Origin of the sequence: Mycolicibacterium chitae (assembly GCF_900637205.1) — a bacterium.
GTDB lineage: Bacteria > Actinomycetota > Actinomycetes > Mycobacteriales > Mycobacteriaceae > Mycobacterium > Mycobacterium chitae.
Genome location: NZ_LR134355.1, coordinates 1,006,760 through 1,027,916 on the forward strand (window position 1 = coordinate 1,006,760; position 21,157 = coordinate 1,027,916).

Sequence of the window (21,157 nt, forward strand, 5' to 3'; positions counted from 1 at the left end):
AGCCAGTGTGGCAGCGTTGCGTCCGGCCCGCAGCGACTCAGCCTTCGCCCTGCTCGACGGAGTTGTCGATGCCGGAGCGGTTCACCTCCGGCGCGCCGAAGCGGTAGGTGACCCGGTTCTCGATGCCGGAAACATTGATCACGTCGGTGGAGTCCACGACGATCACATTGCGGACCCCGGAGACGACGACCTCGGCGCAGTGACCCGTCACGGTGACGATGTTGTCGATACCGCTGACGCTGACGACGTTGTTGTCGCAGTGCAGCGGTTCGTTGCCGTCGATACCCGTCACCGTCAGCGTCTCGCCCGGTTCGACGGTGGGGGTGGGCGTGGGCGTCGGCAGGGCCGGGGTGGGCGCCGCCGCGGTGGTGTTGGGAAAGCCGCCGCCGCCACCGGAAAAGGTGGGCCGACCCGGCGTGGTCGAGGTGCTGCCGACGGCCAGGTAGATCGCGACCCCCACCCCGGTGACCGCCGCGACGACGACGGCGGCCCACAGACCCCGGCGCGGTGGCCGCGGCGGGACGGGGGCGTCATACGACCACGACGCGGTGGGCGGCGGGTAGGTCGCGTCGTGGGGCGTCGCGTCGTAGGGCAGCGTGTTCGATTCTGCGGTGCGGGCGGAATCGGCCAGCGACCGTTCCAGGTCCTGGATCCGGGCTTCCGGGTCATCCTGCAAACTCACCCGCCGATACTCGCACAGATCCGGCCGCTTGCCAGCGCAAGTCCCGGGCGTGGAATACCCGCGTAACACGGTTCCGACCGCTAGCGTGAGACGTCCGCAGCACCGCAGAGGAGGCGCACCATGCGAGCCGGATTACCCCCACGCGTCGAGACCACGGGCAGACGAATACGGCTTGCATATCTGCTCATTGCGCTGCTGATCGGCGGGCTCGGCGCCGGGATGTTCGCGCCGACGGCCGCCGCACAGGGCGAGCACTACGTGGTCGCCACCGACATCACCTTCGCCCCGTTCGAATTCCAGGATGAACAAGGCAATTTCGTCGGGATCGATATCGACCTGCTGAACGAGATCGCCGCGGACCAAGGGTTCAGCGTCACGTTCAAGCCCCTCGGTTTCGACGCCGCGCTGCAGGCGGTGCAGGCCAACCAGGTCGACGCCGTGATCGCGGGGATGTCCATCACCGACGAACGCAAGGCCGTCTTCGACTTCTCCGACCCCTATTTCGAATCCGGCGTCCAGATGGCCGTGCTGGACACCAACGAGACCATCACCTCCTACGAGGATCTGCGCGGCCAGCGCGTCGCGGTGAAGAACGGCACCGAGGGTGCCGAGTTCGCCGAATCCATCAAGGATGAATACGGTTTCAGCACGGTCTATTTCGCCGATTCGGCCTCGATGTACGACGAGGTCCGCACCGGCAACTCCGTGGCCATCTTCGACGACTACCCGGTGCCGAACTACGGCATTGCCCAGGGCAATGGATTCAAGACCGTGACGCCGAAGGAACAGGGCGCCAACTACGGGTTCGCGGTGAACAAGGGCCAGAACGCGGAACTGCTGACCATGTTCAACGCCGGATTGCAGAACCTGCGGGATTCCGGCCGCTACGACGAGATCATCGACAGCTATCTCGGTGAGGGCGCGGCGGTCTCGGACAATTCCTTCCTGGGCCTGCTGAAGAGCACCTTCCCGCTGCTGATGGCGGGCCTGAAGATGACGATGATCCTGACCGTGGTCTCGATCGCCGTCGCGCTGCTGCTCGGCGTCATCTTCGGTCTGATGCGGGTCTCCCGCTCGCTGTGGTTGCGCGCGATCGGCACCACCTACGTCGACATCTTCCGTGGCACTCCGCTTTTGGTGCAGGCTTTCTTCATCTACTTCGGCATCCCGGCCGCGATGGGTTTCCAGATGACCGCGATGACCGCGGGGATCATCACGCTGTCGCTGAACGCCGGCGCCTACATGACCGAGATCGTCCGCGGCGGCATCCAGTCGGTGGACAAGGGACAGATGGAGGCGGCCCGCAGCCTGGGCGTGGGCTACCTGCCCACGATGCGTAAAGTCATTCTGCCGCAGGCGATCCGGACCATGATCCCGTCCTATATCAACCAGTTCGTGATCACCCTGAAGGATACCTCGATCCTGTCGGTGATCGGCATCGCCGAACTGACCCAGACGGGCCGCATCATCATTGCCCGCAACTTCCAGTCGTTCAACATGTGGTTGATCATCGGCATCGTCTACTTCATCGTCATCATGGCGCTGACCAAACTCTCGGACCGACTCGAGAAAAGGCTCGTGAAATGAACCAGCTGGCACCCGAAACCGCCGCGGCCGGACCCGATGGGAACGTCAAGATCCGCATCGAGGGACTCCGCAAGTCCTTCGGCGATCTGGTGGTGCTCGACGGCATCGACACGACCATCAGCGAGGGTGAAGTCGTCTGTGTCATCGGACCTTCGGGGTCGGGCAAGTCGACTTTCCTGCGCTGTCTGAACAAGCTCGAGGACATCACCGGCGGCAAGGTGGTCGTCGACGAGTTCGACCTCACCGACAAGAAGGTCGACCTGGACAAGGTGCGCCAACACATCGGCATGGTGTTCCAGCACTTCAACCTGTTCCCGCACATGACGGTGTTGCAAAACATCACGCTCGCACCGCTTCTGACGAAGAAGATGGACAAGGAGACCGCCGAGAAGCGCGCGCTGGACCTGCTCGACCAGGTCGGACTGGCCGAGAAGGCCCACGTCAAGCCGGCGACGCTGTCCGGTGGCCAGAAGCAGCGGGTGGCGATCGCGCGGGCGTTGGCCATGAACCCATCGATCATGCTGTTCGACGAAGCCACCAGCGCACTGGATCCGGAGATGGTCGGCGACGTCCTCGAGGTGTTGCGCCGGCTGGCCCGGGAGGGCATGACGATGGTGGTGGTCACCCACGAGATGGGATTCGCCCGCGAGGTGGCCTCGCGGGTGATCTTCATGGCCGACGGCAACATCGTCGAGGACGACACCCCGGACGAGGTTTTCGGCAATCCAAAGCATCCACGTTTGCGGGAGTTCCTCTCCAAGGTGCTGTAGGAAACCGTCGCCGTATCACCTGAGCGGCCCCGCAGAGTTTGGTAACGATTTGGTAACGGCGACGGCAGGGCGCAGAGCAGGGGTTTTGCCGGTCATTCGCCGACCATAAGCGTGACGAGGCTGTCCGAACCGGGTGTCGACCGTTTGATAACTGCGCCGGGGTTGCATACGTTCAAACACACCGATGACTGAGACTTGAACCTAGATCGATGACTTGTTCGGTGGTGACAGCTAACTAGATATGTTCGCTTCTGATAGGGAACTTCAAGCCCCTTTGGCCGCATCCGATGGATCTGGCCAACTGCAGGTGGCGCGACCCTGGGACGGCGTCCTGCGACGTCCCGAAGGCCGCGATGCACTCGACATGCATCGCCTGGTGGTCGAGAGCAAGGTTCTCGACGAGAACTCCACGTATGCCTACCTGTTGATGGCGACGGAATTTGCCGACTCCTCGATCGTGGCCGATCGCGACGGCGAACTGCACGGCTTCGTCATGGGTTATCACCCGCCGTCGCGCCCCGAAGCGTTGTTCGTCTGGCAGGTGGTGGTCGCCGCTGCGGCCCGCGGATCCGGCTTGGGCGGCACGATGCTCGACACCCTGGTCGAACGCGTGCGCCGCGATCGGCACGGACACCCACTCACCCTGGAAGCCACTGTGGCGCCCAGCAATTCGGCGTCACGCGCGCTGTTCGGTGGCTTTGCCCGTCGACACGGCGTGCCGGTCGTCGAATTGCCCTGGTACGGAGCTGAACTCCTGGACGCAGACTTGGCCCACGAAGAGGAGCCGCTGCTGCGCATTGGTCCAGTCACCGCCGAACTCAACTGCTAACCCTCATCAACCCGGAAGGACGTCATGACGTCAGCACCCATCCTCAGCCCGTCTGAAACTGATTTGCCCGAGGTTTATCAGTCCGTCGAGTCCGAGGTCCGAAGCTACTGCCGCGGCTGGCCCACGGTGATGGACCACGCGCAGGGATCGCACATCACCGACGTGGACGGGCGGCAGTACCTGGACTTCTTCGCCGGTGCCGGTGCGCTGAACTACGGCCACAACAACCCGGTGCTCAAGTCGGCGTTGATCGACTATCTGACCAACGACCGCATCGTGCACTCGCTGGACATCGCCACCGCCGCCAAGACCGACTTCCTCACCACCTTCGAGGAGTTGATCCTCAAGCCGCGTGGTCTGGACTACAAGGTGCAGTTCCCCGGGCCCACCGGCGCGAACGCCGTCGAGGCCGCCCTCAAGCTGGCCCGCAAGGTGACCGGCCGCGAGTCGATCATCAACTTCACCAACGCATTCCACGGGATGACCCTGGGCGCGCTGTCGGTCACCGGTAACTCGATGAAGCGGGCCGGCGCGGGTATCCCGCTGGTGCACGCCACCCCGATGCCCTACGACAACTACTTCGACGGCGTCACCGAGGACTTCCACTGGTTCGAGCGCGTCCTGGACGACTCGGGCGGCGGCCTGAACCGCCCCGCCGCGGTGATCGTGGAGACCGTGCAGGGCGAGGGCGGGGTGAACGTGGCCCGTGTCGAGTGGCTGCAGGCCCTGGCTGCGCTGTGCCGCACCCGCGACATCCTGCTGATCGTCGACGACGTGCAGATGGGCTGCGGCCGTACCGGACCGTTCTTCAGCTTCGAGGTGGCCGGTATCAAGCCGGATATCGTCACGTTATCGAAGTCGATCAGTGGTTACGGCCTGCCGATGGCGCTCACACTGTTCCGCTCGGAACTCGACGTCTGGGCCCCCGGTGAGCACAACGGCACCTTCCGCGGCCACAACCCAGCCTTCGTGACCGCGACCAAGGCGTTGGAAACCTACTGGCGCACCGACGAATTCAACAAGGAAACGATGAGCAAGGGTGAGTTTGTCCGCACCCGGCTGGACAGCATCGCCGGCAGCCACGAGGGCGTCAGCGCCCGTGGCCGCGGCATGGTCCAGGCGCTGAAGTTCGAGGACGCGCCGGCCGCCAACGCGGTGTGTGGCGTGGCCTTCGAGCGGGGCCTGCTCGCCGAGACCAGTGGCCCCTCCGACGAGGTGGTCAAGCTCCTCCCGCCATTGACCACCTCGAACGCCGACCTGGACGCCGGATTGGACATCCTGGCCGAAGCGGTGGCCGCTACCCTCGCCTGAGGCGAAAAGACACCGCTAGAAGGAGTTTGAAGTCATGATTGTGCGGACCACCGCCGAAATCACCGATACCGAACGCGACGTCGCCGACGCCGCGTGGCGCTCCAAGCGCATCATCCTGGCCGGCGACGGCGTGGGCTTCTCGTTCCACGAGACGACCATCAACGCCAACTCGGTGAGCGAGTTCCAGTACCGCCACCACGTCGAGGCGGTGTGGGTGGTCGAGGGGTCGGGGGTGCTGACCAACCTCGAGAACGGTGACGAGTTCAAGCTGGAACCCGGCACCATGTACCTGCTGGACGGCCACGAGAAGCACCGGGTCACCTGTCATGAGCAATTGCGCATGATGTGTGTGTTCAACCCGCCGGTCACGGGTAAAGAGGTCCACGACGAGACAGGGACGTACCCGCCTTCAATCTTGGAATAGCGAGGCCGATCGAATGACAGTCGCGCACGATAACTACCCGACCCGACTCGACCACGCGATCGCGCCGGTGCCGCGGGTGGATCCCGCGGTCTGGGGCGATCACGCGCACGGCCCGCTCGGCCAGGCCGAGCTGGACGCGTACGCCGAGCGTGGCTACCTAATTCGTCCGAATACCCTTGACGAACAGTGGCTTCCGCCACTGCGTCAGGAGCTCGAGCGGCTCGGAGCCGAGCTGGAGGCCGACGACCCCCGGGTGATCCGTGAGCCCGGGGGCGGCATCCGGTCGGTGTTCGAACCGCATCTGCTCAGCGACATCGTCGCCGAGGTGATCAGCCTGGACACCGTCCTGCCGATCGCGCGTCAGCTGTTGCGCAGCGACGTCTACATCCACCAGGCGCGGATCAACATGATGCCGGGCTTCACCGGCAGCGGCTTCTACTGGCACTCGGACTTCGAGACCTGGCACGCCGAGGACGGGATGCCGGCCATCCGGGCCGTCTCCTGCTCGATCGCCCTGACCGAGAACTACCCGTTCAACGGGTCACTGATGGTCATGCCGGGTTCGCATCAGACGTTCTACCCGTGCGTGGGCGCCACACCCGAGGACAACCACGCGACCTCGCTGGTGTCCCAGGAGATCGGGGTGCCCGATCGCGACACCCTGACCAAGGCGGCCGAGCAGTACGGCATCGATCAGTTCGTCGGCCCGGCCGGCACGGCGCTGTGGTTCGACGCCAACCTGTTGCACGGCTCGGGTTCGAACATCACGCCGTTCCCGCGGTCCAACGTGTTCCTGGTCTTCAACTCCGTGGAGAACGAACTCGCTGCGCCGTTCGCCGCCCAAACACCCCGGCCGGAGTACCTCGCGGCGCGCAGTTACCAGCCGTTCGGGGAGTAATTTCCGCACATCTTCGGTCCCAGCGACCGCGCTTGCCTTAGGCTAACCAAACTTCTACAGTTAAGCGCAGAGATTTCCTCTAAATAGGGCTCGCTCGAAGGGACCGGAGATGACGGAGAAGAACCAGCTGCCGCTGGCCCAACGTTCTTGGGACGACCTGCCCGGGCACTGGCTGCTCGCCCGCCTGGGCAAGCGCGTGCTGCGTCCGGGTGGCCTCGAGCTGACCACCCGCCTGTTGGCCGCCGCCGGGATCACCGGCGCCGACGTGGTCGAACTGGGTCCCGGTCTGGGACGCACGGCCAAGGACATCGGCGCGCTGCGGCCGTCCTCCTACGTCGGGGTCGACGACAGCGGTGCCGCCTCGGCGATGGTGCAGGAGGTCGTCGACGCCACCGGTGGCCGCACCGTGACCGCGGATGCCTCCGAAACCGGCCTGGCGGACAGCAGCGCCGACGTCGTCGTCGGCGAGGCCATGCTGACCATGCAGGGGGACAAGGCCAAGAAGGCGATCGTCGACGAGGCGTTCCGGGTGCTGCGCCCCGGCGGTCGCTACGCGATCCACGAACTGGGGCTCAAGCCCGACAACCTTCCGCAGGACACCAAGGACGCGGTCCGTCGCGACCTGGCCCGCTCGATCAAGGTCAACGCCCGGCCGTTGACCATCGCGGAGTGGTCGGCGCTGCTCACCGAGTCCGGCTTCGAGGTCAAGTCCGTCGACCAGGCGCCGATGGCCCTGCTGCGCCCCAAGCGCGTGATCGACGACGAGGGTCTGCTCGGCGCCCTGCGCATCGTGGGCAACGTGCTCACCAATCCGCCTGCGCGCAAGCGGGTGCTGGGGATGCGCAACACCTTCACCAAGTACGGCAAGGATCTGACCGCGGTCGCGATCGTGGCTCAGGTGCCCGAAGGGAAGGCCGGCGCCGCCAACTGACCGGCGCCGCATCACGATGACACCGCACGACACGCTGACTCCGGGTGGCCACGAGGACCTCTCCTCGGGCCGCTCGGAGCGGGCGGCCGGCCAACAGCGCCGACGGGTGTTGGGCCTCATGCGCAGCTCCGGTGCGCCCGTCGACGCCCGCCAGGTGGCCGACGCCCTGAACATCCACGTCACCACGGCGCGGTTCCACCTGACCACGCTGGAGGCCCAGGGGGCGATTCGTCGCGGCGCGGGCACCCGCAGCGGCGGGGCGGGCCGCCCCCGGCTGACCTATGAGCTGGCTCCCCGGCTGGACTATGCCGACATCGTCGCGCTGTTCGCGACCCACCTCGGCGGGACGGCCGAAGAGCGCGAGCAGCGGGCCGTGCGCATCGGCGCCGATCTGGCCCGCCGGACGCGGCTGACCGCGGGGCGGACCGCCGACTCGGTGACCGACCTGGTGGTCGACGCGCTCGACGAACTCGGATTCCAGACCCGCGCGGTGGTGGAGGCGTTCGGCGCCGTCACCGTCGGAATCTGCACGTGCCCGCTGGCCGAGATCGCCGTCGACGCCCCCGAGGTGGTCCGCGGCATCCAGCAGGGCCTCATCCAGGAAGTCGTGGACAGCAATACCGAAACGCTCGGCGGCGGCTACCGGGTGAGCGTGCAGCCCGACCCGCAGGCGGGCTCCTGTGAGGTCAGCCTGCTGCTCGAAGCCGAGTCCGGCTGTTAGCCAGCGAACATCGCCGCGTCGCTGTGGCTTGTCTCGCGGCCGGCGGCGGCGCCGCCGGCGTCGGCCGGGCGGGGTTCCGGGGCGACGCCGCGTAACACGGCCGAAATACAGAGTGTGATTTGCCACTCATTTTCGGAGGCGTCAGTTGAGAAAGTCTTATTAAGAGAAGTCGAAGAATTCGTAAATGGCAATTAGCCAGATCTTGAAACGGAGCAGGCTGACGACTTGTAGGGTCTTGCTGCCAGCAAACAACACGATTTGGTAACGACGCGGGCTGAGCGCATGCTTAGACAAATTCGCCGCAGCGTTCGGCCGAGGCTCCGCGAACGGATTTGATGTCGTATTCGGTCGCTAGACTCGACCATGGCTGATGCCGATCCTGGCGTCGATCTCGCTACCCGCACGGTGGCGAGGCATGCGCCAGAGGGAGGAAAAAGACGAGTATGGCAAACAACAGAGTGGCCAATGTGGAGCAAGTGACCAGTGCTGTCGGTGGGGTGGCACTCGCCAACCGCGCCCCGGCCAATGTCGCCCCGGTTGCCCTGACCGCTGCGTTGGTCCAGGATGCGCCGTCCTTCGCGCCGGCCCGTGCCGCGACCGTCACCGTCGGCCCGATCACCGCGCTTGCCGAACTCGACGGCTGCCTACTGACCGCCGACTACGCCGCCGACACCGTCTCGGTTCGTGCCGCCCACACGCTGGGCCACGTGACCTCCGTCGGCGACATCTACGAGCCGTCCGCGATCGCGATCGCCGGCCGCCGCGCCTACGTGGCCTCGGTGGAACCGGCCTACGACACGGTGACCGTGCTCGAGCGCGCGGCCGTCATCGCCCGGATCCCGGTGCACGGCAACATTCGGGGCATCGCCGCCGGCCGCGACGGTCGGCGCGTCTACGCCCTGCAGTCCTCGGAGACCGCGATGTCGCTCGGCGTCATCGACACCGACACCCACGACGTGAGCACCGTGGAGCTGGTCGCCGGACCGCACACCGTGCCGACCGCGGTGGCCGTCAGCCCGACCTCCGACGTCGTGTACGTCGCGGCGGTCGACGACAGCTCCGGTGTGGTCCTGGCGGTCCAGGGCGGCCGGGTGCTGCGCGTCGAGCCCATCCCGTCGATGGTCCGCGACATCGCGGTCAGCCGCGACGGCGCCACCCTGTTCGCGATCAGCGACGATGACGAGTTCGGCGGCGTGATCGATCTCCTCGACGCGACCACGCTGCAGATCACCGGCACCATCGAGATCGGCGCCGCCGTCGGTCAGGTGTCGGTCAGCGCCGACGGTGAGCGGGTCTACGTCGTGAGCGGCAGCCACATCACGGTCCTGTGTACGTCCACGCGGCGCATCGTCGACCGCATCGTGACCGGCACCGATCCGGTCGCCGCGGTCGAGAGCCACGACGGATCGCTGCTGTTCGTCACCGACTACGACGGCCGCGTGGCATCCCTGGCGGTCACCAAGGCCGGCAAGGACGCCCTGGCGGAGATCTTCGACGCCGACGTCATCGACGTGCCGATGCACGAACTCGAGGCCGCCGCCGTCTGATCAGCCGGTGCAGTTCAGCGACACGGTGATGGTCTGCCGGGTCGGGGTGGGCGCGTCGTCGTCGATGGCGATGCGCATCCGCTCGATCTGGGTCGGGTTGCGGACGTCGGTGACCACGCACCGATCGAGCGACCCCGTGCCCATCCGGTCGACGACCACGTTGTAGCCCTGCCCGCGCAGATCGGCGATCACGTCCGCGGCCGACTCGTCGGCCCCGGCCGCCGGCGCCGACAACAGGGCCGCGGACAGGCCGACGATCGTCGCCGCCGTCGCGCTCAGGATCCGCATGGTCTCGCCTTTCGTCGTACTACCAGTAGAGCACTCCTCAGCCGGTCCGCGGCGCATACATGATGACGCCCACGCCGAGCAGACAGATCAGCGCGCCGGTGAGGTCCCAACGGTCGGGCCGGAAGTCGTCGAGCAGCATGCCCCAGGCCAAGGAACCGGCCACGAACACACCGCCGTAGGCGGCCAGGATGCGGCCGAAGTTCGCGTCGGGCTGCAGCGTGGCGACAAATCCGTAGGCGCCCAGCGCGATCGCGCCCAGCCCGGCCCACCACCAGCCGCGGTCCTCGCGCACGCCCTGCCACACCAGCCAGGCCCCGCCGATTTCGAACAGCGCCGCGACCACAAACAACAAAACCGACTTGCCGACCGTCACCGGCGATAGCGTAGGGCACCGGCCGATCAACGGCCCCTGACGCGAAGGGCTGAAGCAACGATGCAGAGCACCATCGAACCGTTCCCGTTGACCGTCGGCGGGATCCTGCGCTACGCGACCGGCGTGCACGGGGACCGCACGGTCACCACGGCGACGGGTCAAGGTGGCTACCGGCACACCACCTACCAGCAGGTGGGGCGCGAGGCCGCGCAACTGGCCAATGCGCTGCGGTCGCTCGACATCACCGGGGACCAGCGGGTCGGCACGTTCATGTGGAACAACGCCGAACACCTGGTGGCCTACATGGCGATCCCGTCGATGGGCGCGGTCCTGCACACCCTGAACATCCGGCTGTTCCCCGAACAGATCGAGTTCGTCGCCTACGAGGCCGAGGACCAGGTGATCATCGTCGACCTGTCGGTGGCCCCGGTGCTGGGGCGCGTGCTGCGCTCGCTGGAAACCGTGCACACCGTGATCGCCGTCGGCGAGGGCGACCTGGCGCCGCTGGAGGACGCCGGCAAGACGGTGCTGCGTTACCACGACCTGCTCGCCGAGCAGTCCGACGAGTTCGACTGGCCGGATGTCGACGAAAACTCCGCCGCCGCAATGTGTTACACCAGCGGCACCACTGGCCACCCCAAGGGTGTGGTGTACAGCCACCGGTCCAACTACCTGCATTCGATGGCCGTCTGCGGCGGCAACGCGATGGGTCTGAGCTTCTCCGACCGGGCGCTGCCGATCGTCCCGATGTTCCACGCCAACGCCTGGGGCATGCCGTACGCGGCGCTGATGGCCGGCGCCGACCTGGTGATGCCGGACCGGCACATGGACGCCGTGTCGATGGTCGACCTGATCGAGACGCAGCAGCCGACGGTGGCCGGTGCGGTCCCGACCATCTGGAACGACGTGATGAACTACCTGCTGGACAACCCCGGCCACGACATCTCGTCGCTGCGGCTGGTGGCCTGCGGGGGCTCGGCGGTCCCGGTGTCGTTGATGCAGACCTTCGAGGACAAGTTCGGGGTCCCCATCCGGCAGGCGTGGGGGATGACCGAGACCTCGCCGATCGCCACCGTGGCCTGGCCGCCGCCGGGCACGCCCGAGGACAAGCAGTGGGAACTGCGCGGCTCGCAGGGCCGGCCGCTGTGCGGGGTCGAGGCCCGCATCGTCGACGACGAGGGCAATCAGCTGCCCAACGACGACGAGTCGGTGGGCGAACTCGAGGTCCGCGGGCCGTGGATCACCAGCTCGTACTACCGCAACACCGACCCGTCGAAGTTCGTCGCGGGCTGGCTGCGCACCGGCGACGTCGGACGCATCGACACCCAGGGCTACGTCACGCTGACCGACCGGGCCAAGGACGTGATCAAGTCCGGCGGCGAGTGGATCTCCTCGGTGGAACTGGAGAACCAGCTCATCGCGCATCCGGCGGTGATCGACGCCGCGGTCGTGGGGGTGCCCGACGACCGGTGGGAGGAGCGGCCGCTGGCGGCGGTGGTGCTCAAGGAGGGCGCCGAGGTCAGCGCCGAGGAGCTGCGGGAATTCCTGTCCGACAAGGTGGTTCGGTGGTGGCTGCCCGAGCGCTGGACGTTCATCGACGAGGTTCCGCGCACCAGCGTCGGCAAGTACGACAAGAAGACCATCCGGTCCCGCCACGCCGAGGGGGCCTACGAGGTCCAGAAGCTCAGCTGAGCTCTGCTCGCCGAAAGATGAGGAGGCGCCGCGTGGCGTTGAAGGTCGTGCAATGGGCCACCGGCGGCGTGGGCGTCGCCGCGATCCGGGCCATCCTGGAGCATCCCGAGCTCGAACTGGCCGGCTGCTGGGTGCATTCGCCGGACAAGAACGGCAAGGACGTCGGCGAACTGATCGGCACCGCGCCGCTGGGGGTGACCGCGACCAACAGCGTCGAGGAGATCCTGGCGCTGGACGCCGACGCCGTCGTCTACGCGCCGCTGCTGCCCGACCCCGACGAGGTGGCCGCGCTGCTGCGCTCCGGCAAGAACGTGGTGACCCCGGTCGGCTGGGTCTATCCCGGCGAGCGTCAGGCCGCGCCGCTGGTCGAGGCCGCCCGCGCGGGCGGGGTCACGCTGCACGGCACCGGCATCGCCCCCGGCGGCATCAGCGAGAAGTTCCCGCTGGTGCTCTCGGCGCTGTCGACGGCCGTGACTTACGTTCGGGCCGAAGAGTTCTCCGACCTACGCACCTACGACGCCCCCGACGTGCTGCGGCACGTGATGGGATTCGGGGACACCCCGGACAAGGCGCTGAGCGGTCCCATGCAGAAGCTGCTCGACGGCGGATTCATCCAGGCCGTGAAGATGGTCGTCGACACCGTCGGGTTCGCCGCCGACCCCAAGATCGGCTCCCGCCAGGAGATCGCGGTGGCCACCGCGCCCATCGATTCGCCGCTGGGGGTCATCGAACCCGGACAGGTGGCGGCCCGAAAGTTCCACTGGGAGGCCGTCGTCGGCGACGAGACGGTGGTGCGGATCACGGTCAACTGGCTGATGGGCGAGGAAAACCTGGACCCCGCCTGGACTTTCGGACCCGAGGGGCAACGCTATGAGATCGAGGTGAAGGGCAACCCCGACTTCACCGTGAGCCTCAAGGGCTTCCAGGGCGAGGTCGGCGACCCTGAGGAGACCGGGATCGTCGCCACCGCGGCGCACTGCGTGAACTCCGTGCCCGCCGTGTGCGCCGCCGCTCCCGGCGTCGCCACCTATCTGGATCTGCCGCTGCTGTCCGGGAAAGCGGCGCCCCGGCTGGCGGTCGACCGTGGCTGAGCGCCTCGCGTTGGTGCTCGGCGGCGGTGGGCTGGCCGGCATCGCCTGGGAAACCGGTGTGCTGCTGGGGATCTGCGATGCGGCCCCGGAGGTGGGCCGCGCGCTGCTGGACGCGGAAGTGGTGGTGGGAACCTCGGCCGGTTCGGCGGTGGGCGCCCAGATCACCGGCCCGACGGGGCTCGAGGAGCTCTTTGAGCGCCAGCAGGCCGCCGAGTCCGCCGAGATCGACCCGGGCGTGGCCATCGACGACATCGCCGAGCTGTTCCTGGCCGCCATGCTCACCCCGGGCGCCACCAAGGCCGAGAAGCTGCAGAAGATCGGCGCGGTGGCCGCGCAGACCGACACCGTCAGCGAGGCGGTGCGCCGCGAGGTCATCGCGCACCGGCTGCCCGAGCACCGATGGCCCGAGCGGGACCTGCGGCTCACCGCGATCGACATCGCCAGCGGGGAACTCGTGGCCTTCGACCGCAGCTCCGGCGTCGAGCTGATCGACGCCGTCGCGGCCAGCTGCGCCGTGCCCGGTGCGTGGCCCCCGGTGACTATCGGCGCGCGCCGCTACATGGACGGCGGCGTCGCGAGCACCGTCAACATGGCCGTCGCCGCGGACTGCGAGACCGCCGTCGTCCTGGTGCCGTCCGGGGTGGACACCCCGTCGCCGTGGGGACTGTCCACCGCCGACGAGATCGCCGAATTCGGAAGCGCGCTGGGTATTTTCGCCGACGCGAACGCGTTGGCTGCCTTCGGCCGCAACCCGTTGGACCCGGCGTGCCGGATCCCGTCGGCGCGGGCCGGGCGCGCCCAGGGGCACCGGGAGGCCGCGCGGATCGCGACGCTCCTAACCCGCTGAGCCCGGGTCCGCCTCCGTGCGGGGCGCCACGGTGTCCAGGGCGGCGGCCGCCAGTTCCTGGCCGATGCCGATGACCTCGTCGGCGCGGTGAAAGTCCAGGCTGCGGCACACCGTGCGCGGCACCTCGATATAGAGATCCGGCGGATAGGCGGCCAGGGTGTGCCGCGCCAGCGCGGACTGGGCGATGTCGATCGTGCGGTTCATCACCTCGAAGCCACCGAGGCGGGGCACCGCCGGTTCGACGGACTCGGGCAGGTCGACGTCGTCGCTCGATTCGGGGCCGTCGTCGTCGACCGTGCTGAACCGGCCCAGCACCGCTCGACCCGTCGTCGTCTCCAACAATGACCGCGCGGCCTTGGACTCCAGCAGCGACGACGTGCTGCGCCACTTGCCCTTGAGCCACTCGGCGGTGGGCCGCTCGCGGGCCGCCCGGCGGGACTCCGGATCGTCGCCGGACAGGCCGACGGCGATGGTCATGTCGGCGTTGACCGAGGCGATCGGCGCCATCGGGATGGGATTGAGGATGCCGCCGTCGGCCAGCAGCCGCCCGTCGTGCACATGCGGCGAGATGACGCCCGGGATGGCGATCGAGGCCCGGATGGCCTCGTCGACCGCGCCGTGCTGCAGCCACACCGACTTGCCGGCGATCAGGTCGGTGCACACGGCCGTGTAGGGGATGGGCAGTTCCTCGATGGTGACGTCGCCGAGGATGTCGCGCACGGCGTCGAGGATCTTCCCGGCGCGCAGCACGCCCGCGGCGCTCAGCGACGGGTCGAGCAGGCGGAGCACCGTGCGCTGCGTCAAAGAGCTTGCCCACAGCGTGTATTCGTCGAGCTTGCCCGCCGCGTGCAGGCCGCCGACCAGCGCGCCCATCGAGGATCCGGCCACCCCGACGATGTCGTGTCCGCGCTCGAGCAGTTCGTGGATGACCCCGATGTGGGCGTAGCCGCGCGCACCGCCACTGCCCAGCGCCAGAGCTACCCGCATGATCTTGCTATCCGCACTGGCCGTCGGCCGCGGCGTTGACCGCCAGGATGACGCCGGCCTGCTGGGCCGGGGTCAGCTCCGCCCAGGGGGTGTGGAAGTTGCCCGCATCGGCGAAGCCGGGCTCCTGCAGCACCTTCAGGTAGGGCTCGACCTGGGCCATCGGGTCGCCGCCCTGAGCCTCGATCCACCGGGTGGCCGCCAGGCAGGCCTGGCCGTACTGGGATTCCGTCGCGACCGACGGCACGTCGACCCGAGTGGTGATCCCGGCGGGGGAGACCCCGACGGCACCCGGGGGCACCGGCTCGGCCGGCGGTGCCGGCAGTTCGGAGGTCGACGTCTCGGACAACGACGTCGACGGCGCCGGTTCGGGGGGCGCGGCCGATTCCTCCGAGGAACAGCCCGCACTCAGCGTCGCCGCGACCGCCAGCACCGCGAGCCCGACCGGGGCGTGATACCTGCGCATTGGACCAATGTAGTGCGACGCGGGCGCGAAGAATCATCGTGAGGTTAAGTCGTGCGCTTCCCGCCCGGGCCTGCCATGGTGGCTGTCATGACGAATCGGATGTGTTGTCGGTCCCGCTGACCGTCCCCTTTCCCGTTTCGTCTTCTTCAGGAGTTCCTCCGTGTCTACCGCTGTACTGCCCACCTATCCCCATGTCTCGGATTCGCCGCGGCTGCGGCTGCCCGATCTACTGGCGGCCACCGACCGCGCCGCCGCCGACTTCCTCGACGGCCACTACGACCACCTGTTGCCGCCCGGCGGGGTGCCCGTCGACGACCGCTGGTTCACCCGGCTGCACTCCGACGACGACCTCGACGTGTGGTTGATCAGTTGGGCGCCCGGGCATCCCACCGACCTGCACGACCACGGCAATTCGCTGGGCGCGCTGACGGTGCTGTCCGGCGCGCTGAACGAATTCCGTTGGACCGGCGACCAACTGCGCCGCCGCCGGCTGTCCGCCGGGGATCAGGCCGCGTTCCCGCTGGGCTGGGTGCACGACGTGGTCTGGGCGCCCAGCCCGGTCGGTGCCCAACCCCATCAGCCGACGCTGAGCGTGCACGCCTACTCCCCGCGGCTGACCACCATGTCCTACTACGAGGTGACCGATCGGGGCACGTTGTACCGGCAGCGCACCGAGCTCACCGATGCGCCGGAGGGCTAGCGTGAGCCGCATCGACGCCGTGCTCGAGGCGGCCCGGGCCCGGTTGCGCCGGCTGCCCGCCGCCCAGGTTCCCGCCGCGCTGGCCCGCGGCGCGGTCCTGGTCGACATCCGGCCCGCGGCCCAGCGTGCGGCCGAGGGCGAGGTGCCCGGCGCGCTGGTGATCGAGCGCAACGTGCTGGAGTGGCGGTGCGACCCCACCAGCGACGCGCGCATCCCGCAGGCCGTCGACGACGACGTCGAATGGGTGGTGCTGTGCTCGGAGGGCTACACCTCGAGCCTGGCTGCGGCGGCGCTGCAGGACCTGGGGTTGCACCGCGCCACCGACGTCATCGGCGGCTACCATGCGCTGACTGCCGTCCGATCAGCGTGCTCAGCCGCTCTCGTTGGCGTGCACCATCGGCCGTAGCCGCTCGGTCTTCTCCGGCGTCCAGCCGGGCGGCTGCAGCACCGCCGCCCAGCCGTTGACCGCGTCCTTGACGTACTTGTGGCCGTGACCGTCGGGGACGTCGACCGCCACCGCCATATCCGCGGACACCTGCAGGAACGTCACCACCGGGATCCACTGCATGCGCGGTGAGACGTCGTAGCCGCGCGGCTCCTTGAGCCAATCCGGCTCGCGGAACAGCAGATCCGGCGTCCACCAGGCGATCGGGTCCGAGGCGTGCTGCAGGTAGACCACCCGTGGTTCGCCCCACGGCGCGTCGGGCCGGTTCAGGTTTTCGGGGCGCGCGACGAAGCGCACGTTCTGGCCGTTCTCATAGGTGGGCAACCACATCGGGGAGCCCTCGTCGCGGTTGGCGGTCAGGTCGGTCCAGATGGTGTTGTTGAACGTCGGCCCGGAGAACAACGCGCCGTCGGTGCGGGCGACCAGGTTGTTCAGGCTGAGGAACGGCGCCTCCCCACCGAAGGAGCCCAGGCTTTCGCCGAACACCACGACCTTGGGGCGATCGTTCTCGGGCAGTGCGCGCACCACCTCGTCGACGGCCTCGAACAGGACCTGCCCGGCCTGCCGCGCGTTCTCCTGGTCGACGAGGAAGGACAGCCAGCTCGGCAGGAAGGAGTACTGCATGGACACGATTGCGGTGTCGCCGTTGTACATGTACTCCAGCGCGGAGGCCTCGGCCTCGTTGATCCAGCCGGTGCCGGTGGTGGTGGCGACCGCGATGACCTCTCGCTCCAGGCCGCCGGCCCGGACCAGTTCCTCGGCGGCCATCTCGGCGGTCGCGCGGACGTTGTCGGCCGAGCCGAGGCCGGCGTAGGCGCGGATGGGCTCGGTGCCCGCTTCGCCGTTGAACTCGGTCAGGGCCTCGACGGTGGGGCCGCCGGAGACGAAGATACGGCCCTGGTGCCCCAACGATTCCCAGGACACCAATGAGTCCGGGCCGCCGGAGCGCATCGGTGTGGTGGGCGGGGCGTTGTCCGGGGAGTCCTCGTCGTTGACCGCCGCGAAAGTGCTGTTGAGCCAGTCCATGGCCACCCGCGCCACCACGCCGTTGAGCAACGCGATGCTCAACGCGACCACCAGGCCCACCGCGATGACCCCCGAAACCCGGGGCGGTGCAACGCGTTCGAGCTGCCGGATCAGGAACAGCACCAGCCGTCGCACCAGCTGACCGATCTCGACCAGGATGAACAGCACGATGACCGCGAGCAGCGCGGCCTGCGGGTAGTTGTACCAGCGCAGGTGCGGCACGCCCATCAGATCGCGGACGTCGTCCTGCCAGTGCTGGAACAGGAACTGCATGCCGACCATGCCGGCCACGCCGACGATCAGCAGCGCCAGCCACGCCCAGCCAGGAGCCGTTGGGCTGGTGTCCTTTCCGCGCATATAGCGCACCAGCCACACCGCGAACACGCCGATGAGGTAGCCGGCCGCCCCGGCGCCGCCGCTGACGAGCCCCTGGAACAGCGGGCCGCGGGGCAGCAGCGACGGGGTCAGCGACAGGAACACGAACGCCAGCCCGACGGCGGTGCCGAAGAAGGTGTAATGCCGGGCCCACCACGGCCCGTTCGGCGGTGCTTCGGGGGGATCAGCCGTGTTTACGGCGTCCGTGGTTACGGCATTGTCCGGCTTGGAATCGGTTGCCTCCGCGTCGGTCACTCCCGCACTTTAGCGATGTTTGAAGTTCGCAGCCCGCTTCTCGCTGAATGCGGCCATGCCCTCGGTCTGATCCTCGGTGGCGAACGCGGAGTGGAAGATGCGGCGCTCGTAGAGCAGGCCCTCGGTCAGGGTGGTCTCGAACGAGCGGTTGACGGCCTCCTTGGCCATCCGCGCCGCCGACAGCGACATCTGGGAGATGGTGGCCGCCACCGACTTCGCCTCCGACAGCAGATCGGCCGCGGGCACGACGCGAGACACCAGCCCGGCGCGTTCGGCCTCCTCGGCATCCATGTTGCGGCCGGTCAGGATCAGGTCCATCGCCTTGGCCTTGCCGATGGCGCGGGTCAGGCGCTGGCTGCCGCCCATGCCGGGCAGCACGCCGAGCTTGATCTCCGGCTGACCGAACTTGGCGCTGTCGGCGGCGATCAGGATGTCGCACATCATGGCCAGCTCGCAGCCGCCGCCGAGCGCGTAGCCCGCTACCGCGGCGATGGTGGGGGTGCGCACGCCGGCGAACTCGCCCCACTTGGCGAAGAAGTCGGAGCCGAACACGTCGGCGAAGCTCAGGTCGGCCATCTCCTTGATGTCCGCGCCCGCCGCGAAGGCCTTCTCGCTACCGGTGATGACAATCGCCCCGACACCCGCGTCGTTGTCCAATTCCTTTGCCGCCGCGGTGACTTCGTTCATCACCTGGCTGTTCAGCGCGTTGAGCGCCTTCGGGCGGTTGAGCGTGATCAGGGCGACGCGGTCCTCGCGCTCGACGATGATGGTCTCGTACTGGCTCATGTGTGCACTCCTTCTAGAAGGTCAGGTCGGGATCGGCTGGGGCGAAGTAGCTTTCGACGTCGTCGCCAGTGACCTCGGCCAGCGAGGCCGGCGACCACTTCGGGTTGCGGTCCTTGTCGACGAGCTGCGCGCGGATGCCCTCGACGAAGTCGTGCGAGCGCGCCGAGGCGCACGAGACGCGGTACTCCTGGACCAGCGCGTCGCGCAGGGTGTCCAGCTTCTTGGTGCGGCGCACGGATTCCAGGGTGACCGACAGCGCTACCGGGGAGCGGCCGGCGATGACGTCGGCCGCGGCGTTGGCCGGGCCGGCGTCGTGGCCGCGCAGGTTGGCGACGATGTCGGCGACGGTGTCGGCCGCGAAACACTCGTCGATCCACGACTGCTGGGCGAGGAGTTCACTGTCCGGCGGCGTCGTGGCGTGCTTGGCCAGCGCGGCGTCGACGTCCCCGGCGATGATGTCGGCGGTCAGTTCGGCGAGCTTGTCGTGCGGGACGAAGTGATCGGCGAAGCCGAGCGCGATCGCGTCGGCCCCGGAGAACGGGGACCCGGTCAGCGCCGCGTACAGGCCCAGCGCGCCGGGCGAGCGGGACAGCAGATAGGTGCCGCCGACATCGGGGATGAAGCCGATGCCCACCTCGGGCATGGCCATCTTGGTGGTGTCGGTGACCACGCGGACGTCGCCGTGCCCGGCGACACCCACGCCGCCGCCCATGACGATGCCGTCCATCAGGGCGATGTAGGGCTTGGGATACTCGCCGATCAGCGCGTTCATCTGGTACTCGTCGAACCAGAACTTGCGGGCGGCGCTGCCGTCGGCGCGGGCGCTGTGATAGAGCGCCACCACGTCACCGCCGGCGCACAGGCCGCGCTCGCCGGCACCGTCGACCAGCACGGCGCGGATGGCGTCGTCGGAGGCCCACGCGGTGAGCTTCTCGTTGAGCACGTCGACCATGGTCTGGGTCAACGAGTTGATGGCCTTGGGTCGGTTCAGCGTCAGGATCCCGACGCCGTTCTCGACGCGGGTGAGGATCTCGTCGGTCACGCGGATTCGTCCTGTTCGTGGGGGATGAGCTATTTGGTTGGACATCCTAGTATCGCCGGGTGAACGCCGGGTGGCGCCCCCGCCCGGTTCCGAGGAGGATTGACTGCAGAAATCTTCGCGCTACCCGGAACCTGGCCGGGTATCTATTCGTTGGACCAGTGTTCGTGTCAGACTTCCAGGGACCTCACAGGAAAGGAACCGACGGTGCGGGAAACCAGCAATCCGGTATTTCGCTCGCTGCCCAAGCAGCAGGGCGGGTACGCGACATTCGGCTCTGGTGTGGCCGGCGCCGCTGCGGCAGCGCAGGTACAGCAGGGTTACGAGCCCCAACTAGATCAGCAGCGCGGTGTTTCGCGGCCGCTGACCATTGACGATGTCGTCACCAAGACCGGAATCACGCTCGCCGTGCTCTCCGTGGTGGGTGTCATCTCCTATTTCCTCGTCTCGGCCAACCTGGCCCTGGCGACGCCGTTCGCGCTGATCGGTGCGCTCGGCGGGCTGGGCCTGGTGCTGTTCGCGACCTTCGGGCGTAAGCAGGACAACCCGGCGATCGTGCTGAGCTACGCGGCCCTCGAGGGCCTGTTCCTCGGCGCCATCTCGTTCATCTTCGCCAACCTGATGTCCAGCGGCGGCGGCGCGATGATCCTGCAGGCCGTCATCGGCACCCTGGGTGTCTTCTTCGGCATGCTGGTCGTCTACAAGACCGGTGCCATCCGGGTCACGCCGAAGTTCACCCGGATGATCGTCGCCGGCATGATCGGCGTGCTGGTCCTGATGCTGGCCAACTTCGGGGCCGCGATCTTCGGCCTCAACGGCGGTGCCGGCCTTGGCCTGCGCGACGGCGGCATGCTGGCCATCGGCTTCTCGCTGCTGTGCATCGGGCTGGCGGCGTTCAGCTTCCTCATCGACTTCGATGCGGCCGACCAGATGATCCGCGCCGGTGCTCCGGAGAAGGCGGGCTGGGGCATCGCCCTCGGTCTGACCGTCACCCTGGTGTGGCTGTACATCGAGATCCTGCGGTTGCTCAGCTACTTCCAGAGCGACTAGCTACTTCAACGAAAAACGGCCCGGCGTCCGCGCCGGGCCG

At 68.0% G+C, this 21,157-nt stretch carries 23 protein-coding genes; 15 read left to right on the forward strand and 8 right to left on the reverse strand.

All coding sequences use genetic code 11. The features are described from left to right. Positions 1-37: 37 nt before the first annotated feature. Positions 38-682 carry a DUF3060 domain-containing protein gene (locus EL338_RS04855; RefSeq protein ID WP_163792021.1) on the reverse strand — a complete coding sequence of 215 codons (645 nt, stop codon included), beginning with the start codon at positions 680-682 and terminating at the stop codon, positions 38-40. 219 nt (positions 683-901) lie between these two features. Here EL338_RS04855 and EL338_RS04860 point away from each other — a divergent pair, with 219 nt between their 5' ends. The 9 genes from EL338_RS04860 to EL338_RS04900 all read left to right on the forward strand — a co-directional run bounded on the left by EL338_RS04860 (position 902) and on the right by EL338_RS04900 (position 9,700). Further along, a complete protein-coding gene (locus EL338_RS04860; RefSeq protein ID WP_435404921.1) occupies positions 902-2,269 on the forward strand; it encodes an amino acid ABC transporter substrate-binding protein/permease in 1,368 nt (455 codons plus the stop codon). Then, the gene (locus EL338_RS04865; RefSeq protein WP_126332690.1) at positions 2,266-3,039 is read left to right on the forward strand and encodes an amino acid ABC transporter ATP-binding protein; all 774 of its coding nucleotides are present in this window, start codon (positions 2,266-2,268) and stop codon (positions 3,037-3,039) included. The genes EL338_RS04860 and EL338_RS04865 overlap by 4 nt, the downstream gene beginning before the upstream one ends. Before the next feature lie 364 nt (positions 3,040-3,403). Further along, on the forward strand, positions 3,404-3,868 hold the full coding sequence (gene ectA, locus EL338_RS04870) for a diaminobutyrate acetyltransferase (RefSeq protein WP_235666376.1): 465 nt from the start codon (positions 3,404-3,406) through the stop codon (positions 3,866-3,868). A gap of 24 nt (positions 3,869-3,892) precedes the next feature. Then, positions 3,893-5,179, forward strand: coding sequence for a diaminobutyrate--2-oxoglutarate transaminase (gene ectB, locus EL338_RS04875; protein WP_126332692.1), 1,287 nt, complete (start codon positions 3,893-3,895; stop codon positions 5,177-5,179). 34 nt (positions 5,180-5,213) lie between these two features. After that, positions 5,214-5,603 (forward strand): ectoine synthase, encoded by a 390-nt coding sequence (locus EL338_RS04880; RefSeq protein WP_126332693.1) that lies wholly within the window; start codon positions 5,214-5,216, stop codon positions 5,601-5,603. 13 nt (positions 5,604-5,616) lie between these two features. Continuing rightward, positions 5,617-6,501: an ectoine hydroxylase gene (gene thpD / locus EL338_RS04885; RefSeq protein WP_126332694.1), complete on the forward strand. Its 885-nt coding sequence runs from the start codon at positions 5,617-5,619 to the stop codon at positions 6,499-6,501. Between the two features lie 109 nt (positions 6,502-6,610). Further along, positions 6,611-7,432 carry a class I SAM-dependent methyltransferase gene (locus tag EL338_RS04890; RefSeq protein WP_126332695.1) on the forward strand — a complete coding sequence of 274 codons (822 nt, stop codon included), beginning with the start codon at positions 6,611-6,613 and terminating at the stop codon, positions 7,430-7,432. 16 nt (positions 7,433-7,448) lie between these two features. Continuing rightward, the gene (locus EL338_RS04895; RefSeq protein WP_126332696.1) at positions 7,449-8,153 is read left to right on the forward strand and encodes a helix-turn-helix transcriptional regulator; all 705 of its coding nucleotides are present in this window, start codon (positions 7,449-7,451) and stop codon (positions 8,151-8,153) included. Positions 8,154-8,629: 476 nt separating this feature from the next. Next, on the forward strand, positions 8,630-9,700 hold the full coding sequence (locus EL338_RS04900; protein ID WP_126332697.1) for a YncE family protein: 1,071 nt from the start codon (positions 8,630-8,632) through the stop codon (positions 9,698-9,700). Here the strand turns inward: EL338_RS04900 and EL338_RS04905 are convergent, their stop codons facing one another. Together EL338_RS04905 and EL338_RS04910 are read right to left on the reverse strand one after the other, a co-directional pair. Then, positions 9,701-9,988, reverse strand: coding sequence for a hypothetical protein (locus EL338_RS04905; RefSeq protein ID WP_126332698.1), 288 nt, complete (start codon positions 9,986-9,988; stop codon positions 9,701-9,703). It abuts the gene before it with no gap. Between the two features lie 37 nt (positions 9,989-10,025). After that, positions 10,026-10,361, reverse strand: a complete 336-nt coding sequence (locus EL338_RS04910) for a YnfA family protein (RefSeq protein WP_126332699.1) — start codon at positions 10,359-10,361, stop codon at positions 10,026-10,028. A 60-nt stretch (positions 10,362-10,421) separates the two neighbouring features. Here EL338_RS04910 and EL338_RS04915 point away from each other — a divergent pair, with 60 nt between their 5' ends. Genes EL338_RS04915 through EL338_RS04925 form a run of 3 tightly spaced genes read left to right on the forward strand, consistent with a single transcriptional unit; the run spans position 10,422 to position 13,991 of the window. Then, positions 10,422-12,053 (forward strand): long-chain fatty acid--CoA ligase, encoded by a 1,632-nt coding sequence (locus EL338_RS04915; protein ID WP_126332700.1) that lies wholly within the window; start codon positions 10,422-10,424, stop codon positions 12,051-12,053. Between the two features lie 32 nt (positions 12,054-12,085). Further along, the gene (locus tag EL338_RS04920) at positions 12,086-13,144 is read left to right on the forward strand and encodes an NAD(P)H-dependent amine dehydrogenase family protein (protein ID WP_126332701.1); all 1,059 of its coding nucleotides are present in this window, start codon (positions 12,086-12,088) and stop codon (positions 13,142-13,144) included. After that, positions 13,137-13,991: a patatin-like phospholipase family protein gene (locus tag EL338_RS04925; RefSeq protein WP_126332702.1), complete on the forward strand. Its 855-nt coding sequence runs from the start codon at positions 13,137-13,139 to the stop codon at positions 13,989-13,991. The genes EL338_RS04920 and EL338_RS04925 overlap by 8 nt, the downstream gene beginning before the upstream one ends. Here the strand turns inward: EL338_RS04925 and EL338_RS04930 are convergent. Both EL338_RS04930 and lpqV read right to left on the reverse strand, forming a co-directional pair. Then, positions 13,980-14,978 (reverse strand): patatin-like phospholipase family protein, encoded by a 999-nt coding sequence (locus EL338_RS04930; protein ID WP_126332703.1) that lies wholly within the window; start codon positions 14,976-14,978, stop codon positions 13,980-13,982. The two genes, EL338_RS04925 and EL338_RS04930, sit on opposite strands and share 12 nt — an antisense overlap. Positions 14,979-14,985: 7 nt before the next feature. Further along, the gene (gene lpqV, locus EL338_RS04935) at positions 14,986-15,441 is read right to left on the reverse strand and encodes a lipoprotein LpqV (protein ID WP_126332704.1); all 456 of its coding nucleotides are present in this window, start codon (positions 15,439-15,441) and stop codon (positions 14,986-14,988) included. 160 nt (positions 15,442-15,601) lie between these two features. Here lpqV and EL338_RS04940 point away from each other — a divergent pair, with 160 nt between their 5' ends. After that, positions 15,602-16,141, forward strand: coding sequence for a cysteine dioxygenase (locus tag EL338_RS04940; RefSeq protein ID WP_179967163.1), 540 nt, complete (start codon positions 15,602-15,604; stop codon positions 16,139-16,141). Continuing rightward, entirely contained in the window at positions 16,125-16,547 is a 423-nt protein-coding gene (locus tag EL338_RS04945) for a rhodanese-like domain-containing protein (RefSeq protein ID WP_163792023.1), read from the forward strand. The genes EL338_RS04940 and EL338_RS04945 overlap by 17 nt, the downstream gene beginning before the upstream one ends. Here the strand turns inward: EL338_RS04945 and EL338_RS04950 are convergent. Genes EL338_RS04950 through EL338_RS04960 form a run of 3 tightly spaced genes read right to left on the reverse strand, consistent with a single transcriptional unit; the run spans position 16,512 to position 20,115 of the window. Next, entirely contained in the window at positions 16,512-18,242 is a 1,731-nt protein-coding gene (locus tag EL338_RS04950; protein WP_126332706.1) for an alpha/beta hydrolase, read from the reverse strand. The two genes, EL338_RS04945 and EL338_RS04950, sit on opposite strands and share 36 nt — an antisense overlap. A 9-nt stretch (positions 18,243-18,251) precedes the next feature. After that, a complete protein-coding gene (locus EL338_RS04955) occupies positions 18,252-19,028 on the reverse strand; it encodes an enoyl-CoA hydratase (RefSeq protein ID WP_126332707.1) in 777 nt (258 codons plus the stop codon). A 13-nt stretch (positions 19,029-19,041) separates the two neighbouring features. Next, complete coding sequence (locus EL338_RS04960) at positions 19,042-20,115, reverse strand: enoyl-CoA hydratase/isomerase family protein (protein WP_276005755.1); 1,074 nt, start codon at positions 20,113-20,115, stop codon at positions 19,042-19,044. Positions 20,116-20,274: 159 nt separating this feature from the next. On the opposite strand from EL338_RS04960, the gene EL338_RS04965 reads away from it, so the two are divergent. Further along, positions 20,275-21,117 (forward strand): Bax inhibitor-1/YccA family protein, encoded by an 843-nt coding sequence (locus EL338_RS04965; RefSeq protein WP_126332708.1) that lies wholly within the window; start codon positions 20,275-20,277, stop codon positions 21,115-21,117. Positions 21,118-21,157 lie beyond the last annotated feature (40 nt).

Bases quoted from the DNA above. Each gene is read 5' to 3' on its own strand.
- EL338_RS04905 (WP_126332698.1), bottom strand. From the start codon at position 9,988: ATGCGGATCCTGAGCGCGACGGCGGCGACGATCGTCGGCCTGTCCGCG.
- EL338_RS04955 (WP_126332707.1), bottom strand. From the start codon at position 19,028: ATGAGCCAGTACGAGACCATCATCGTCGAGCGCGAGGACCGCGTCGCC.
- ectA (WP_235666376.1), top strand. From the start codon at position 3,404: ATGCATCGCCTGGTGGTCGAGAGCAAGGTTCTCGACGAGAACTCCACG.
- EL338_RS04915 (WP_126332700.1), top strand. From the start codon at position 10,422: ATGCAGAGCACCATCGAACCGTTCCCGTTGACCGTCGGCGGGATCCTG.
- EL338_RS04860 (WP_435404921.1), top strand. From the start codon at position 902: ATGTTCGCGCCGACGGCCGCCGCACAGGGCGAGCACTACGTGGTCGCC.
- EL338_RS04865 (WP_126332690.1), top strand. From the start codon at position 2,266: ATGAACCAGCTGGCACCCGAAACCGCCGCGGCCGGACCCGATGGGAAC.
- EL338_RS04880 (WP_126332693.1), top strand. From the start codon at position 5,214: ATGATTGTGCGGACCACCGCCGAAATCACCGATACCGAACGCGACGTC.
- EL338_RS04890 (WP_126332695.1), top strand. From the start codon at position 6,611: ATGACGGAGAAGAACCAGCTGCCGCTGGCCCAACGTTCTTGGGACGAC.
- EL338_RS04960 (WP_276005755.1), bottom strand. From the start codon at position 20,115: ATGTCCAACCAAATAGCTCATCCCCCACGAACAGGACGAATCCGCGTG.
- lpqV (WP_126332704.1), bottom strand. From the start codon at position 15,441: ATGCGCAGGTATCACGCCCCGGTCGGGCTCGCGGTGCTGGCGGTCGCG.
- EL338_RS04945 (WP_163792023.1), top strand. From the start codon at position 16,125: ATGCGCCGGAGGGCTAGCGTGAGCCGCATCGACGCCGTGCTCGAGGCG.
- thpD (WP_126332694.1), top strand. From the start codon at position 5,617: ATGACAGTCGCGCACGATAACTACCCGACCCGACTCGACCACGCGATC.
- ectB (WP_126332692.1), top strand. From the start codon at position 3,893: ATGACGTCAGCACCCATCCTCAGCCCGTCTGAAACTGATTTGCCCGAG.
- EL338_RS04930 (WP_126332703.1), bottom strand. From the start codon at position 14,978: ATGCGGGTAGCTCTGGCGCTGGGCAGTGGCGGTGCGCGCGGCTACGCC.
- EL338_RS04895 (WP_126332696.1), top strand. From the start codon at position 7,449: ATGACACCGCACGACACGCTGACTCCGGGTGGCCACGAGGACCTCTCC.